Below are 16169 nucleotides of genomic sequence, written 5' to 3'. Positions count from 1 at the left end.
AGCGGCGGGGCCGAATGGGAGTACTTGAAGCCCTATGTGCTGCCGGACGGCGCACGCATTCATACGGGCTTCAAGTACCACCGCGTCACCGGTAAGGGTGACGCCAAAGCGCCCTACCACCCGGCGTTGGCCGCGCAGAAAGCTCAGCAGCATGCTGAGCATTTCGTCGCCAGCCGGGTGGCGCAGCTTCGCGGCTGCGCGGATCAGCAGCCGCACCCGCCGGTCATCGTATGTCCATACGATGCCGAGCTGTTCGGCCACTGGTGGCATGAAGGCCACCAGTGGCTGGAGGCCGTGCTGCGCGGCTTTGTCGCTGCGCGCTGCGAGACGGCGACATTAGGCGGCTATGCAGCCGCCTATGCGCCGACCACGGCCACCACGCTGCCGGAGTCCAGCTGGGGCCGTGGCGGCTTCGCCGAGGTCTGGCTGCAGCCGCGCAGCCAGTGGGTGCATCCGCTGCTGCATGCGGCGGAGGATCGCTTGGTGCTTGCGGCGCATAAGCACCGGAAGCCGGAGCTGCTCAGCGGCCTGCAGGTTCGTGCGCTGAATCAAGCCGCGCGCGAGTTGATGCTCGCGCAAAGCAGCGACTGGACCTTCATCCTGGATGCTGAAACGGTAACCAGCTACGCCGTGAAACGAATCGAGACGCATCTCGCTTCTTTCCATATATTGTTAGATGCTGTTGACGACGAGAATAAAGCTGAAATGACAGACAAAGCACTTTCCGAGCTTGTGCTGACCCTGGAGCGGCAAACGCCTTTTATGCCCGAGGCGCATTACCGTCTTTTTCAGCCTGCTTCATCGATCAGCTTTTTCCCTGATGCCGCCGAGCGTTCATTCCTTGCGCCTTCACAGCCGGAAGCTCCAAAACCTCTACGCGTTCTGATGCTTGCCTGGGAATATCCGCCACGAGTCATCGGAGGTCTCGCCAGAGCCGTTCGTGACCTATCTGTACAGCTTGCTGCAAGCGGTTTGGAGATCCATGTCGTCACATGCCTGTCTCCCGAATGCTTGTCCTACGAGCTGCTCGACGGTGTGCATATTCACCGTGTAGACGTATTTTCTTCTGCTGAACCCCTTCATTTCCTGGATTGGGTGTTTCAGATGAACCTGGCATTCTCGGATACCGTCCAGCGCCTATTCGCTCAAGGACAACAATTCGATATCATCCATGCTCATGATTGGCTCGTCTACTATGCCGCGAAAGAGTGCAAGATGATCCTGCACATCCCTCTTCTAGCCACGATTCACGCGACGGAGTCGGGACGCAATCTGGGCAAGTTGGATACGCCAGCGCAAAAGCGCATTCATGCCCTAGAAAATAAATTAGCGCACGAAGCCGATCACCTGGTGGTCTGCAGCCCCTATATGCTGCAAGAAGTTATGCACCTTTTTCATACTCCTTTTCATAAAATGACCCATATCCCTAATGGCGTTATGCCATTTCGGGTACCCGGCGCTCATGATTCAGCGGTTAACCTGGAGCTTTCTCGCGTACTCTCGGTTATGGATGGAGAGGCTGCTCGTCCCATTATCGCTTTCCTCGGCAGGCTTGTTTATGAGAAAGGCGTGCACCTCTTGATTAACGCCATGCTGCACGTTCACAAGGAGTATCCTAGGGTTCAGTTGGTGATTGCCGGTACAGGACCAGAACTTGAAGCGCTCCAACTCTCGGCTGCCCCGCTCGGCGACAGTGTCAATTTCACGGGTTTCTTGGATGAATGGGACAAAAGCTTGCTATTACATCATGCCGAGCTTTGTGTATTTCCCAGCCTCTACGAGCCGTTCGGCCTTGTGGCCTTGGAAGCGATGGCCAGCGGTACACCGCTTATCGTTTCGGATACAGGAGGTCTGTCCGATATCGTAGACCATGGAATTAACGGATATAAAGTTCCTGCAGGTGATGCTAACCTGCTTGCTTTGCAAATTGTTCAGCTTTTACAAAATCCCGCTGCTGCTTCTGAACTTGCTGCTCAGGCTTTGGCCAAAATCCATGACAACTTTGGATGGGAGCAGATCGGTGCCATAACGGCTACTTTGTACACGAAATTAATCGCTCACGAGCGGTCATCGGGTATAATCCCGCATCAAAAGGAAATAATCAAATAATATGGACATCTATGCCAAATGAAAGCGTATTCGGTCGAAATTTTCAGAATTTTTTCAAAGAAACATTGATTCCTTGGTAATTATTAGGTAACCTATTGGCAGGCCTTGTGCTAACGATGTTCGATTTTGATCAAACAAAAGAGTGGGGAAGTGATTGTATTGCCTAGACATCTGGTCATCGGAAACGGAAAATTTCTTATTAATCTCGATCAGCATTCCTATATGCGAGATCTGTACTATCCTTTCGTAGGCCAGCTTAATCATATTGGCGGTTATCAGTGCCGTGTCGGTATTTGGGTGGATGGTGACTTTGCCTGGCTGAATTCCCCCGAGTGGCAGTTCCAGCTTGGTTATGTGGAAGATTCTCTTGTTACTGAAGTAAGAGCTACGCATCCTGGTCTTGGCATCACTTTACTCATGAATGACGGCGTTCATCAGCGAGAGGATATTTATATTAAACGCATCCAAATTACGAATCACAATCATACCGTTCGCGAAGTGAGAATGTTCTTCAATCAGGACTTGCTCATTAATGAAACTGAGGTCGGCGATACCGCTGCCTTCTATCCTTTGACGAATACGGTATTCCACTATAAAAAAGACAGATATTTCATGTTCAATGGCAGCACCGGAACAGAAGGCATTTATCAATACTCTACAGGTGTCAAAAGATTTTATAACGCGGAAGGCACATGGCGCGATGCGGAAGACGGGCATCTCATGGGCAACGCCATTGCCCAAGGATCTGTCGATAGTACGATCTCCTTTCGACTTTTTGTGCCGCCAAATGCCGACCAAACGCTCTACTACTGGATGGGCGCCGGCAAAACGCTTGAGGAAGTCAAGAAGCTTGACGCCTACGTCAAAGACAGCCACCCCGGCAAGCTGCTCGATCGCGTAACGGTTTATTGGCAGCGCTGGGCGAATAAGATCGAGAGAGATTACGGAGATTTGAATCCCGATGTACAGCGCCTCTTCAAACAAAGCTTGCTCCTTGTCAGGACGCAAACCGATGTGAACGGCGCGATTATCGCCGCGAACGATTCGGATATCATGCAGAGCAACCGCGATCATTACAGCTACATGTGGCCTCGGGACGGCGCCCTGATCGCTTATTCCATGTCCATGGCCGGCTACCAAGGGATGATTATTCCTTTCTTCAACTTCTGTGCGAATGTGCTGTCTCCTGAAGGTTACCTGCATCATAAATATAATCCGGACGGCACCGTAGGCTCCAGTTGGCATCCTTATATTCATTCCGGACGTGTCCAGCTCCCTATTCAAGAAGATGAAACAGCGCTTGTGCTCTTCGCTCTCTGGGCCGATTTCCAGAAAAATGGAAGCCTTGAATTCGCCCAATCTCTCTATCGCAATTTAATTCGCAGAGCGGCCAGATTCATGTCCACTTATATCGATCAGGAATTGAACTTGCCGAAGCCTAGTTATGATCTATGGGAAGAGCGTTACGGAATCTATACCTTTACCGCTTCAGCGGTGTATGGCGGACTTATCGCAGCTTCCAATTTCAGCAACCTCTTCGGGGACGAAGAGCGCAGCAACCGCTATAAGCATACAGCGGAGAAAATTAAAGCCGGTATTCTCAAGCATCTATGGGATGAGAATGAAGGCCGATTCGTTCGCGGTTTGTACATGGAGGACGGCGAATGGGTCAAAGATATGACGCTCGAAAGCTCGGTTTACGGTATATTTGAATTCGGCGTCCTGCCTGCTGACGATGAGCGTGTTGTCGGTACCATGAAAGCGAATAAAGAAGGTCTTAGAATTAAAACAGGCGTCGGTGGCATTGCCCGCTATCATCATGATTATTACTTCCAACGTTCCACCGATATCGAAAATGTACCCGGAAACCCTTGGATCATCTGTACGCTTTGGATCGCAGAGTGGGAAATCGAATACGCCAAAACACTCGCTGATCTCGAAGCGCCTCGCCAGACGTTAGAATGGGTCGTCAAGCACGCTATGGAAAGCGGCGTCCTCTCTGAGCAGTTGGATCCTTTCTCAGGCGATCCGGTCTCCGTCGCCCCTCTTACCTGGTCGCATGCGACTTATGTGCTTGCCGTTGTGAAGTACTTAAACAAATACAAGCAGCTCTCCAAACAATAATGCAACTGGTCCGCCGGGTTAACACTTTTTTTGAATAAGTGCTAACCCGGCTGTTTTTTTGCTGATTCCATTAACTTCGATTCAAACCTTTGCTTTGGACATAGCGTGTAAAATGATGCACCGGGTTCATTGGATGAAAACCAATAAATTGGCTAAACTGGCGGGTAATATCTCATTCTCGTTGGACAAAATCCAATAAAGCTGACTTTTTTGCGCCGAAAAAGGGCCAAATTCAGTCCTTTCACTGGAATTCATCCAACGAGATGACCTTTGTAGCCATTGAAATCGCCGTTTCATTGGAAGACGTCCAATGAAACAGGCTTCAATCCGGCTACACCAATAAAAAAGCCGCAAGACCCTGTAAAGTAGTCCTACGGCTTTCGGCTGTACCCTCACTCAAACGAATAACTCAACGCATACGTCTGCGCATCCCACAGCTGCTCCAGCTCCGAAGGCTCGCTGCATGCTACTCTGAACAGCCACCCTTTATCATAAGGCGACTCAATCAGCATCATCACAGCCCGCTCCAGCAGCATGTTAACAGCAATGACCTCGCCGGATAACGGCGCTAACAAATCATGCTCACTTTCAGCAGTCTCCAAGGAGCCTGCATAATCACCTTGCCCAAGCACCGCTCCGCGTTCCGGAAGCTCGATGAATAGAACCATCCCCCAGGCAAGCAAGCTGATTTCCGTCAGGCCGACGACAGCCTCATTCCCTTCTATGCGTATCCAATAATGATCTCTTGTATATTGCAGATGCGTAGGTACAGTCACGTTCATTCTCCTTCATGAAGAAAAGCTCCCCCCGCCGCATTCGCATGCCAGCTAAGAGGAGCTTGTCTATGTAAAAAAAAGCTTATTTTACGACAAGGTTTTTGTCGCCTGGTTTCCAGTTCATTGGGCACAATCCGCCGGATTGTAGCGCTTGAAGCACGCGAAGTGTTTCTTCTACGCTGCGGCCTACATCGTTGTGGTTAACAACTTCGTATTTCAATTCGCCTTCTGGATCGATGATGAAAAGACCACGAAGTGCGATACCTTCTTCTTCGATTAGAACGCCGTAGTCACGTGCTACGGATTTCGTGATGTCAGCAGCAAGTGGGAATTCCAATTTGCCAAGACCATTGTCGTTAACAGGTGTATTGATCCATGCTTTGTGCGTGTGGATGCTGTCGATGGAAACGCCAAGAATTTCAGTGTCCAATTCTTTGAATTGAGCAGCAGCATAGCTAAGCGCTGTAATTTCTGTCGGACATACGAATGTGAAGTCCAATGGGTAGAAGAACAATACTAACCATTTGCCTTTGTAGTCGGACAAAGATACTTTGCCAAACCCTGTACCGTCACCTGTAGCTGTCTCCATTGTGAAATCTGGAGCTTGTTTACCAACTAAACGCTCTGCCATGTGTATAATTCCTCCTCAAATCTATCTTCTTCGTATAAAATGGTATCATCCGAATAGATGAAAGTCAATAATTAGACCACATACAACATAATAATTACTTTAAAATATGAAAGGTCCTTGAACACGTTTAATTGCGCTTCCTTTTCCATCCTAATCCCACGTATCACTAAAAAAAGAGCTTGCTCGCTGCAGCACAGATGCTTAGCGGGCAAGCTCTTATTCTTATTTACGCATAGCGTCTACAATCAGTTGGCCCATAGCCAATGTTCCGATTGCTTTGCTCTTATCGACAGCGATGTCGCCTGTACGGTTGCCTGCATCAAGCACTTCTTTCACAGCGCGTTCGATGGAATCCGCTGCATCGTGGTAACCGAAAGTCAGGCGGAACATCAAAGCAACGGATAGAATCGTTGCGATTGGGTTGGAGACACCTTGGCCTGCGATATCAGGCGCAGAACCGTGTACCGGCTCATACAAGCCAAAGCTGCCTTCGCCAAGCGATGCGGATGCCAGCATCCCGATGGAGCCTGTCAGCATTGCAGCTTCGTCGCTCAGGATGTCACCGAACATGTTCTCTGTCACGATGACGTCGAAGGAAGATGGACGACGCAGCAGTTGCATTGCACAGTTGTCTACAAGCACGTGCTCAAGCTCAACATCCGGATAGTCAACCGCAATACGGTTAACCGTTTCGCGCCATAGGCGGGAAGTTTCCAGAACGTTTGCTTTGTCAACGGAAGCAAGTTTTTTGCGGCGTGTGCGGGCAATGTCAAACGCTTGACGAGCAATACGCTCGATTTCAGAAACGTTATATGCGCAAGTATCTACAGCTTCTTGACCGTTCGCTGTTTCACGACGGAATTTCTCACCGAAGTAGATACCGCCTGTCAATTCACGAACAACGATCAGATCCGTTCCTTCAAGTACTTCCGGTTTCAATGTGGAAGCTTCTTTCAAGCAGTCAAAGATGAAAGCCGGGCGAATGTTAGAGAACAAACCAAGCGCTTTACGAATACCCAGAAGACCTGTTTCCGGACGCGTTTCTTTCGGGTTGTTATCCCATTTCGGTCCACCTACAGCACCTAGAAGAACAGCATCTGCGGATTGACAAACTTTCAATGTTTCTTCCGGAAGTGGTGTACCTGTTTGATCAATGGCAATTCCACCGAACAAAGCATGCTCTGTTTCAAATTGGTAACCGAAAAGCTCTTCGGTACGCTTCAATACTTTTTCCGCTTCTGCAACGACTTCTGGACCAATGCCGTCTCCAGCGATTACAGCAATTTTTTTCACATCTGCCATGACTGTCATTCACTCCTTAAATTAGTAAAGCTGCTTGGTAAGCATCTCTATCGACTATATGATGCTCTCATTGTAACATAAGATAACCCTTTTCATTAGATATAAAAGCTATTGCTTTAATAGGTTCCTCCTATAACAGCAATCTAGCTCCTTTTAAATACAAGGATATTGACACATTTCCGAGTAGTAACTATAATGGTTACAATGGTGGTGAATGATTTTGAAACAAATCAGTACTCGTTTTTCAATCGCTGTACATACACTTTCCCTGATTGCAGTCAGTTCGAGTGAGGACTGTACAGGTGATTACATTGCGGGAAGTGTGAATACCAATCCTGTGATTATCCGAAGAATTATGGGTTTGTTGAAAAAGGCAGGATTAGTGGAAGTACGTCCAGGGGTTGGGGGCGCTTCTCTGCTCAAAACACCGGAAGACATTACGCTTCTGGATATTTACCGGGCTGTACACGTCATTGAAGATAACCAGTTATTCCGATTTCATGAAGATCCGAATGAGGGGTGCCCTGTCGGGAGGAACATTGAATCCGTTCTTCAGTCGGAGCTCAGCGAGGCTCAATCCGCTATGGAACACAGGCTGTCACAGACAACTTTGAGTCAACTTACCGAGAAGTTCAAATAAGTAAGAGCTCCATATAGAGAGCTTTTATTTTATATATAAGTTGTAACAATTATTGTTATAACGAAGATGATTACAACACATAATTTTAGGAGGATAAGAACATGAAAATTTTAGTCACAGGCGCAACAGGAAAATTGGGATCGAGAGTAGTAGACGTTTTGTTGAAAACAGTACCGGCAAGTCAACTGGCTGTGAGTGTCCGTAATCCGGAGAAAGCCGAAGGATTGCGTGCTCGCGGCGTAGATGTTCGCCTGGGGGATTTTGATCGTCCAGAAACCTTGCAGACTGCTTTTACAGGGATCGATCGCTTATTAATCATCTCGGCGGATGGAGATACAGAAACAAGAATTCGCCAGCACAACAATGCTGTAGCTGCTGCAGAGCATGCTGGCGTTACATTTATTGCCTATACCAGCATAGCTAATGCAAGTGGCAGCACCAATTTCCTGGCCCCGGTGCACCGTACAACAGAAGAAGCTATCGTCAAAACCAGCATTCCTTATACCTTCCTGCGCAACAACTGGTACTTGGAGAATGAACTGTCGAGTATTCAAGGCGTGATGGCTGGAGCTCCTTGGGTGACCTCTGCCGGTTCTGGCAAGGTGGGTTGGGCACTGCAGCAAGAATACGCGGAGGCGGCAGCGGCTGTGTTAGTCGGGAACGGACACGAGAATAAAACCTATGAGCTTTCAGGTCAATTACACACGCAAGATGAGCTCGCATCTGCACTTGGTGAAGTGCTAGGCAAGGAAGTTTCTGTGCAGCAAGTCGATGATGCCACTTATGCGGATATTTTGAAAGGCGTAGGGGTTCCCGACTTCGTTGTCCCTATCCTTGTAAGTATTCAACAAGGTATTCGGGAAGGTACGCTTGAGATCGAAAGCGATGATTTCGAGAAGCTGCTCGGCCGCCCGGCAACGCCAATCCGTGAAGCGCTGGCTCAGATCGTTAAGTCGTAATTTACAATTGGAAAACAGAGCGGTAGTCTAGGAGTTTTTTACGTCCTTACTACCGCTCTGTTTTATACAAATTCACGTTTATTTTTACCTTTCACTAACTAGGCTTTACAATCATAAAAATGAACAAAATAAGACCAATAGCCGATGCACCATAGAAATATTTGCGTGCCTTTATCCATTGCATGAGCTGCTCGGCTGGCAAGTTCGAAGCCTTTTGATTGGCTGGATCGAGTACCCAACCTCCGAGCTTTTTCTGATAGGGTGTAGCGAAACCAATAGCAATAATTTGAATCAACACGTAAGCAACCAGCGATCCGAACAGCCAAATTTGCATGAAGGAGCCGTAATCGCCCAGCCAAATCAGCAGTAATCCTGTCAATACAGCAAGTGATCCTCCTATTTTCGGAAAAATCTCAAGCCGTGCTCCTACACGTAAAGACGAGCGAAGTTCATCCAGCGATTGATTTTTCCTAAGAAGCACATGAGCGAAATACGTCGGGCCAACCCCGATGATGGCTGAAAGCACATGGATCAGAACCAGAAGCTTCATTCTGAACACCCTTTCGCATGTAATATAAAGACAACGAACTGCTTCATCATACAATCGAAGGAATTGTACCATCCATGTTTAATTTGTTAGATCTGGTTTCCCGATCCAGTTAAATGATTAAGTTTTCATCAAATTTAGATTCGCAGCCATGTCGCATGCCAATAACAAAAGGACTATCTCAACAGTAGAAGCATCTACTCTCGGGATAGTCCCTTCTTTTTATACGCTTTGTAGGTAAGATTCCATGGCTTTCGCCAGTTTTTGCATACCAAGAATCGTGTTCTCACGATCTGTGTGTGTATAGTTCAGGCGCATCGTGTTGTACTGTGGGTTCTCCGCATAGAATGTGGACCCCGGAACAAAAGCTACGCCTTCTTTTACCGCAATTTTCAGCAGATCTTCTGCGCGAATACCTGGTGGAAGTTCCACCCAGATGAACATGCCGCCCTTTGGTTCTTCCCACTTCAGACCCGGCCAATTCAACTCTTTCAAAAGACCCGACATGAATTTCATCCGGTCCAAATATTGCTCACGAATCAAAGAGATGTGCGCGTCAAGATCGAAATGCTCAAGCAGATGATACAGGGTTTGCTGATCAATCGTACTGGAGTGCAAATCCGCCGACTGTTTGAAACGAGCGATTTGACGAATAAGCGTCTCATCCCCCATCACCCAGCCTGTCCGGAAAGCAGGTGCTACCGTTTTGGAGAAGGTGCTCGTGTACACCACATTACCGCCTTCGGCTTTACCGCCAAGCGAGAAAATGGATGGATACGTTTCATTCTCATCGAATTGAATTTCACCATAAGGGTCATCCTCAAGAATCAGGACATCTGCTTCACGGCAAATGTTCAGCAATCCTTGACGGCGCTCTAAGCTCCACGCACGGCCTGCGGGATTCGAAAATGTCGGAATGACATAAACCAGCTTCGGATTATGCTCAGCAACCTTGGCAGCCAAATCCTCAAGAATCATACCGTCGTTATCACTATCTACGGAGTAAATCTTCGCTCCTTTAGCTTGAAAAACTTGAATCGCCGCCAAGTAAGTCGGTCTTTCGACCAAGATGACATCGCCTTCATCAATGTATACGCGCGTCAACAAATCAATCGCTTGCTGAGAACCTGTCGTTAGCAGCATCTCGTCTGGCGTGACTTGCATGTTTTTGGCACCCATACGTTTGCATAAGGATTCGCGCAGCGGCTTGTACCCTTCGGTTAATCCATACTGCAGTGCTGACTTCCCGCCGCCAACAACTCGTTTAAACGCATCGCTCACCGCGTCCAATGGGAAAAACTCTTCCGCTGGCAATCCGCCGGCAAAAGAAATAATCGAGCTGCCTTGTGTCAGCTTCAGAATTTCTCTTACCGCCGAGGATGAGAAACCTTCTAGCGATTTAGAAAATCGATATTTCATAAATGGACGCTTCCTTTCGCATTTGTAGAAAGCACCCCTCCTCTAGCTTGGAGGTGAGGTGCTTATCTAGTAGTCCCGTGGACTTAGGGTTATTAAATCAACGTAACGTTGCTTCTATTGCTTGTTGGGGTTTTGCGTTTATCAATAAGTCTGTTCACAGCGTCCAGGTAAGCCTTGGCGCTTGCTTCCAGAATATCTGTCGAGATACCGCGTCCTTGAACGGACACATCGTTCTGTTTCAGAACGACATGCACTTCCCCGAGCGCATCTTTCCCGTGAGAGACCGACTTGATGGAGTAGTCATCCAGCTCGACTTCTTCCTTTGTCGCTTTGTCAATGGCGTTGTAAATCGCATCAACAGAACCATTACCCACAGCGCTTTCCGTCACTTCGCCGCCGTCTTGGAAACGAACGTGCACCGTCGCTGTCGGTGTCATTTGATTGCCGTAGGCCACTTGAAGCGTGCCAAGAGCGAAAATTTCCGGCGTTTCGATCAGTTTCTCTTCGATCAGCGCACGAATATCTTCGTCTTCCACCTGCTTCTTGCGGTCGGCCAAATCCTTGAACTTACCGAACGCCACGTTCACTTGCTCGTCTGCGAGGTCGTAGCCGAGGTCGATCAGCTTCTCACGGAACGCATGGCGGCCGGAGTGTTTACCCATCACGAGCTTACTTTCCTTGACCCCAATGGTCTCCGGGGAAATAATCTCGTAGGTCGTTTTCTCTTTGAGCATCCCATCCTGATGGATGCCGGACTCATGAGCGAACGCGTTAGCGCCGACGATCGCTTTATTGCCTGGCACCACCATGCCGGTCAGCTTGCTGACCAAACGGCTGGTACGGTAGATCTCGTTCAACACAAGCGAAGTTTTCGCTTGGTAGAAGTCCTGGCGTGTTTCCAGCGCCAGCACAACTTCCTCGATCGAGGTGTTCCCTGCTCGCTCGCCAATGCCGTTGATGGTGCCTTCAATTTGATCGGCACCATTCAGAACCGCCGCTAGCGCGTTAGCCGTCGCCATGCCAAGATCGTCATGGCAGTGCGCGCTCAGTTGGATTTTCTCAATGCCTGGGACTGTGTCCTTCAGCATTTTGAAAATATTCCCATAGTCGTACGGTGTCATATAACCGACTGTATCGGGAATATTCACGACCGAAGCGCCGGCGCGGATCGCCATTGCTGTTACTTCTGCGATGAAATCAAGCTCCGTACGTCCGGCATCCTCGAGTGAAAACTCGATTTTGCTGAAATACTTCTTCGCATATTTAATCGCAGCTTCCGCTGTCTCCAGCACTTGGTGCTTTTCCATCTTCAGCTTATGCTTCCGATGGATCGGGGACGTCGCCAGGAACAAATGAATGCATGGGTCTTGAGCGCCCTGCAGCGCTTCACGGACAGCCTCGATATCCGTCTCCTTCGAGCGGGACAGACCGATTACAGAGGCGTTCTTAATCGCTCTCGCTACGGCATTAACGCCTGCCAAGTCACCAAGTGATGCAGCCGGGAAGCCGGCCTCCATCCGATCGACACCCAGCTTCTCTAGTTGAAGCGCGATTTCGACCTTCTCCTGTGTGTTCAGGTTCACGCCTGGCGATTGTTCTCCGTCTCTGAGCGTTGTATCAAAGATGTAGATTTTGCGCACCATGGTCACCTCCTAAAAGATTCTTTGTAAATGAGTTACAACCTTACCCTAACTGCTGACCGTTCCGTTCTTCCGTATTTGTCTCCGATCGTTCCTTGAAACCGTGTCCCCTGATTTGAATAAAACAAAAAGTCGGGACACGTTTTCAAATACGAACGCTACGCTTCTCCGACAAACACTGAGCCCTCCACTTGGCATTTCAGGGAAGGTTCTAAAAATTTACAGATTAATTTTTACTCGTCTACATAGTATTCACAGGGAGTGACTGGGAAATTCTCCGCAATCACTCCCTGTGGGATGAATAACTATATGATTCAATAAGGCATTACATTACTTTTTGATCCAGTGCATCATTTCGCGCAATTGAGCACCCGTAACTTCGATTGGGTGTTGAGCTTCGTTGCGGCGAGTTGCGTTCATGAACGCGAAGTTGGATTGGTTCTCCAAGATAAAGTCGCGAGCGAATTTACCTTGTTGGATGTCAGCAAGAACAGCTTTCATCTCTTTTTTCGTTTCAGCTGTGATGATGCGAGGTCCTGTTACGTAGTCACCATACTCCGCTGTGTTGGAGATGGAGCTGCGCATGGAGGAGATTCCGCCTTCATACATCATGTCAACGATCAATTTCAACTCGTGCAAGCACTCGAAGTAAGCCATCTCAGGTGCATAACCAGCTTCAACCAATGTTTCGAAACCTGCTTTAACCAGTTCAGATGCACCGCCACAAAGAACAGCTTGCTCACCGAACAGATCCGTTTCTGTTTCTTCACGGAAGGAAGTTTCGATAACTCCTGCGCGAGTACAGCCAATACCTTTCGCATAAGCAAGTCCGATTGCTTTTGCATTGCCTGTAGCGTCTTTCTCGATCGCGATCAGACCAGGAACGCCGAAGCCTTCAACATAAGTACGACGTACCATGTGACCTGGGGATTTAGGAGCAACCAAGAATACATCTGTACCTTCAGGAGCTACGATTTGACCAAAATGGATGTTGAAGCCGTGGGAGAACATCAAAGCTGCGCCTTTTTTCATGTTCGGTTGAATGGACTCACGGTATACGCGAGCTTGTGTTTCATCCGGCATCAAGATTTGAATGACATCAGCGCGTGCTGCTGCTTCTTCAACGGATACAACTTCGAAACCGTCATTTTTTGCTGCGTTCCAAGAACGGCCTTCACGAAGACCAATAATTACATTCAAACCACTGTCACGCAAGTTTTGCGCTTGTGCGTGCCCTTGGGAACCATAACCAACAACTGCAATCGTTTTGCCTTTAAGTACCGCTAAGTCTGCATCTTTTTCATAGTAAGTAGTAACTGCCATTTCGTATAAATCCTCCTTTGATATGATGAATCCGTAATGTCTACCCCTTGAGTGGGTGTTTCAACGATTAACCCTGAACAACTAGCCTTTTAAAGCGCTAAAGAGTCTATCGCTCAAAGCCCCACTCAAGGAGGCTTTCCCTACTTTTTCACATTGTTGACTATTCTTTATTTAACTGAACCCCGAATCATCGCCGTCGCTCCCGTACGGGAGAGCTCACGGATACCGTATGGACGAAGCAATTCTACCATAGCATCTATTTTATCTGAATCTCCGACAACTTGCACGATAATTGAAGATGGACCAATATCGACAACCGCGGCACGGAATGTTTCGACAATTCCGAGTATTTCAGGACGCATGATAGGTTCAGCATTTACTTTAATAAGTGCTAATTCTCTAGCGACCATCGGGTTGGAGCTGAGGTCGATGACTTTAATGACATCAATCAGCTTGTACAGCTGCTTGGAAATTTGCTCCAAAGTGCTGTCATCCCCTGTTGTTACAATAACCATCCGGGAAAGTCCGAGTTCTTCGGACTCCCCTACAGTAATACTTTCGATATTAAAGCCTCTGCGTCCGAACAAACCGGATACTCGCTGCAGAACACCAGGCTGATTGTTTACGAGTACGGAAACTGTATGTTTAGTTGTCGTCATCATTCCGAATCCCCCATTAACATGTCGCTAATTGTATCGCCCGCTTTAACCATCGGGAACACGTTCTCTCCTTTTGGTACGACGAAATCAATCAAGACCGGTCCAGGTGTATCAAGCGCTTCCTGCCAAGCTTTTCTTGCTTCTGCCTTCGTCGTGGCACGCAGGCCTTTCACGCCGTAAGCTTCAGCAAGCTTCACAAAATCAGGGCTGCCGGCCAAATCAATATGACTGTAGCGGTTGTCATAAATGATTTCCTGCCATTGACGAACCATGCCAAGTACTTGGTTATTCAAAATAACAATTTTCACCGGAATATTGTTAATTGCACAGATCGCAAGCTCTTGCGCGCACATTTGAACGCCGCCGTCGCCATTGATGGATACAACCAGTTTATCCGGGTTCCCCATTTGAGCACCAATCGCGGATGGGAATCCAAAGCCCATCGTACCAAGTCCACCGGACGTTACCAAGGAGCGAGGGTTTTTGAATTTGTAGAACTGAGCAGCCCACATCTGGTGCTGACCAACGTCAGTTGTAACAATCGCTTCACCGTTTGTCGTTTCGCTGATCATTTCAACCACGTATTGTGGTTTCAATTCTGTTTCCGTATCACCGTATTTGAGCGGGAATTTCTCTTTGTTCGCTTGAACTTCAGCAATCCAAGCTTCGCTTTTCGCAGGCTTCGCTTTAAGATTCGCTAAAGCAAGAACTGCTTTCACATCGCCAACACACGGGATATCCGTTTTCACGTTCTTGCCGATTTCCGCAGGATCCACATCGATATGTGCGATTGTTTTCACCTTCGGTGCAAAACCGTCCAAGTTCATTGTCACACGGTCATCGAATCTCGAACCGATGGAAATCAGGAGGTCCGCATTCTGAATGGCTGTGTTCGCCGTGTACGTTCCGTGCATCCCCGGCATTCCAAGCCATAGCTCGTGGGCACTTGGGAAACCGCTGAGTCCAAGAAGCGTAGTCGCTACCGGAATTTGCGTAGCATTCACGAACTCGATCAGCTCTTTGGAAGCGTCTGAGTAAACAACGCCGCCACCTGCGATGATCACTGGACGTTCAGCTTCTTCGATCGCTTTAAGTAATTTGTCAACTTGCAGCTTGTTAGGCTGAACAGTCGGGTTGTAGCCGCGGATATTTACTTCTGTTACCGGCTTAAATATCGTTTTATGAGCGGAGACATCCTTTGGTATGTCAATGAGAACCGGACCTTTACGACCTGAGTTCGCAATATGGAACGCTTCATGAATGATGCGCGGCAGATCTTCTACATCACGAACCAAGTAGCTGTGTTTCGTAATCGGCATCGTAATCCCCGTAATATCTGCCTCTTGGAAAGCATCCGTACCGATAAAGTTCGTTGCAACGTTCCCTGTAATAACAACGAGTGGAACAGAATCCATATAGGCGGTAGCTATCCCAGTGACGAGATTCGTAGCCCCCGGTCCTGATGTAGCGATACATACGCCAACCTTGCCTGTGGAACGTGCATATCCATCGGCAGCGTGAATGGCTCCTTGCTCATGTCTTGTCAGTAGGTGGTTAAAATCGGAAAAGCCATGCATCGCATCGTAGATGTACAGAACAGCGCCGCCCGGATATCCAAAGACGCAGTCCACACCCTCCAGCAATAAGCTTCTTAGCAAAATCTCAGATCCTGTGATCAGGTCCGGCTTCATCAGCTTGTCAATCAGTTCTTCTTTCGACCTCTTTGGTTCAGTTTGAACATTCATTGTGATCCTCCTCTCAAAAAATAAGTCCATGTTATACTTCGAGCTTTCTTAGACAATAAGAAAAACCCCTGTTCATCCCGTACACGCACGTAACGTGTTAAACGGGACGAAAGGGGTTTAAGCTTCCGTGGTACCACCCAAATTTGCTACATGCCTCACAGCATACAGCCTTAGCAGGTATGTTCGCATAGAACAATACCCTCAGCACGATAACGTGTGCTTTTCCGATTCTCCCTAGTGCTTACAGACAATGCCGTAAGTCTTCAGGAAAACAGCTCCGAGGTGACTTCGTACG

13 protein-coding genes are annotated in these 16169 nt (G+C 48.2%); 4 read left to right on the top strand and 9 right to left on the bottom strand.

The features are described from left to right. Nucleotides 1-24: 24 nt before the first annotated feature. Nucleotides 25-2109, top strand: coding sequence for a 1,4-alpha-glucan branching protein domain-containing protein (locus tag RQP52_RS22670; protein WP_379173354.1), 2085 nt, complete (start codon nt 25-27; stop codon nt 2107-2109). Between the two features lie 159 nt (nt 2110-2268). Continuing rightward, nucleotides 2269-4233: a glycoside hydrolase family 15 protein gene (locus tag RQP52_RS22665; protein WP_315954025.1), complete on the top strand. Its 1965-nt coding sequence runs from the start codon at nt 2269-2271 to the stop codon at nt 4231-4233. 392 nt (nt 4234-4625) lie between these two features. Here the strand turns inward: RQP52_RS22665 and RQP52_RS22660 are convergent, their stop codons facing one another. From RQP52_RS22660 to leuB, 3 genes are all read right to left on the bottom strand, one after another. Further along, nucleotides 4626-5009: a glycine cleavage system protein H gene (locus RQP52_RS22660; RefSeq protein WP_315953946.1), complete on the bottom strand. Its 384-nt coding sequence runs from the start codon at nt 5007-5009 to the stop codon at nt 4626-4628. Between the two features lie 82 nt (nt 5010-5091). Continuing rightward, a complete protein-coding gene (locus RQP52_RS22655) occupies nt 5092-5640 on the bottom strand; it encodes a peroxiredoxin (RefSeq protein ID WP_127455530.1) in 549 nt (182 codons plus the stop codon). A 222-nt stretch (nt 5641-5862) separates the two neighbouring features. Continuing rightward, on the bottom strand, nt 5863-6942 hold the full coding sequence (gene leuB / locus RQP52_RS22650) for a 3-isopropylmalate dehydrogenase (RefSeq protein ID WP_315953945.1): 1080 nt from the start codon (nt 6940-6942) through the stop codon (nt 5863-5865). 220 nt (nt 6943-7162) lie between these two features. Between leuB and RQP52_RS22645 the strand changes: the two genes are divergently transcribed. Both RQP52_RS22645 and RQP52_RS22640 read left to right on the top strand, forming a co-directional pair. Further along, a complete protein-coding gene (locus RQP52_RS22645; protein ID WP_379173350.1) occupies nt 7163-7582 on the top strand; it encodes an Rrf2 family transcriptional regulator in 420 nt (139 codons plus the stop codon). 101 nt (nt 7583-7683) lie between these two features. After that, entirely contained in the window at nt 7684-8541 is an 858-nt protein-coding gene (locus RQP52_RS22640) for an SDR family oxidoreductase (protein WP_315953943.1), read from the top strand. Nucleotides 8542-8635: 94 nt separating this feature from the next. On the opposite strand, the gene RQP52_RS22635 is transcribed toward RQP52_RS22640, so the two are convergent. From RQP52_RS22635 to ilvB, 6 genes are all read right to left on the bottom strand, one after another. Then, a complete protein-coding gene (locus RQP52_RS22635) occupies nt 8636-9091 on the bottom strand; it encodes a DUF2269 family protein (protein ID WP_315954024.1) in 456 nt (151 codons plus the stop codon). A 219-nt stretch (nt 9092-9310) separates the two neighbouring features. Beyond that, nucleotides 9311-10507, bottom strand: coding sequence for an aminotransferase-like domain-containing protein (locus tag RQP52_RS22630; RefSeq protein ID WP_315953942.1), 1197 nt, complete (start codon nt 10505-10507; stop codon nt 9311-9313). 92 nt (nt 10508-10599) lie between these two features. After that, nucleotides 10600-12147, bottom strand: a complete 1548-nt coding sequence (locus tag RQP52_RS22625) for a 2-isopropylmalate synthase (RefSeq protein ID WP_315953941.1) — start codon at nt 12145-12147, stop codon at nt 10600-10602. A 330-nt stretch (nt 12148-12477) separates the two neighbouring features. Next, a complete protein-coding gene (gene ilvC, locus RQP52_RS22620) occupies nt 12478-13470 on the bottom strand; it encodes a ketol-acid reductoisomerase (RefSeq protein ID WP_127455524.1) in 993 nt (330 codons plus the stop codon). A 167-nt stretch (nt 13471-13637) separates the two neighbouring features. After that, entirely contained in the window at nt 13638-14129 is a 492-nt protein-coding gene (ilvN, locus tag RQP52_RS22615; protein ID WP_127455556.1) for an acetolactate synthase small subunit, read from the bottom strand. Next, nucleotides 14129-15874: a biosynthetic-type acetolactate synthase large subunit gene (ilvB, locus tag RQP52_RS22610; RefSeq protein WP_315953940.1), complete on the bottom strand. Its 1746-nt coding sequence runs from the start codon at nt 15872-15874 to the stop codon at nt 14129-14131. Before ilvB ends, ilvN begins: the two co-directional genes overlap by 1 nt. Nucleotides 15875-16169 lie beyond the last annotated feature (295 nt).

Origin of the sequence: Paenibacillus violae (assembly GCF_032461945.1) — a bacterium.
Taxonomy (GTDB): domain Bacteria; phylum Bacillota; class Bacilli; order Paenibacillales; family NBRC-103111; genus Paenibacillus_E; species Paenibacillus_E violae.
Note: the sequence above shows the minus strand (reverse complement) of the source record. Positions and strands in the feature narration are given on the sequence as shown.

Coding starts and splice junctions, on each gene's coding strand:
- RQP52_RS22655 (WP_127455530.1), bottom strand. CDS start 5,640: ATGGCAGAGCGTTTAGTTGGTAAACAAGCTCCAGATTTCACAATGGAG.
- leuB (WP_315953945.1), bottom strand. CDS start 6,942: ATGGCAGATGTGAAAAAAATTGCTGTAATCGCTGGAGACGGCATTGGT.
- RQP52_RS22640 (WP_315953943.1), top strand. CDS start 7,684: ATGAAAATTTTAGTCACAGGCGCAACAGGAAAATTGGGATCGAGAGTA.
- RQP52_RS22635 (WP_315954024.1), bottom strand. CDS start 9,091: ATGAAGCTTCTGGTTCTGATCCATGTGCTTTCAGCCATCATCGGGGTT.
- RQP52_RS22630 (WP_315953942.1), bottom strand. CDS start 10,507: ATGAAATATCGATTTTCTAAATCGCTAGAAGGTTTCTCATCCTCGGCG.
- ilvC (WP_127455524.1), bottom strand. CDS start 13,470: ATGGCAGTTACTACTTACTATGAAAAAGATGCAGACTTAGCGGTACTT.
- ilvN (WP_127455556.1), bottom strand. CDS start 14,129: ATGACGACAACTAAACATACAGTTTCCGTACTCGTAAACAATCAGCCT.
- ilvB (WP_315953940.1), bottom strand. CDS start 15,874: ATGAATGTTCAAACTGAACCAAAGAGGTCGAAAGAAGAACTGATTGAC.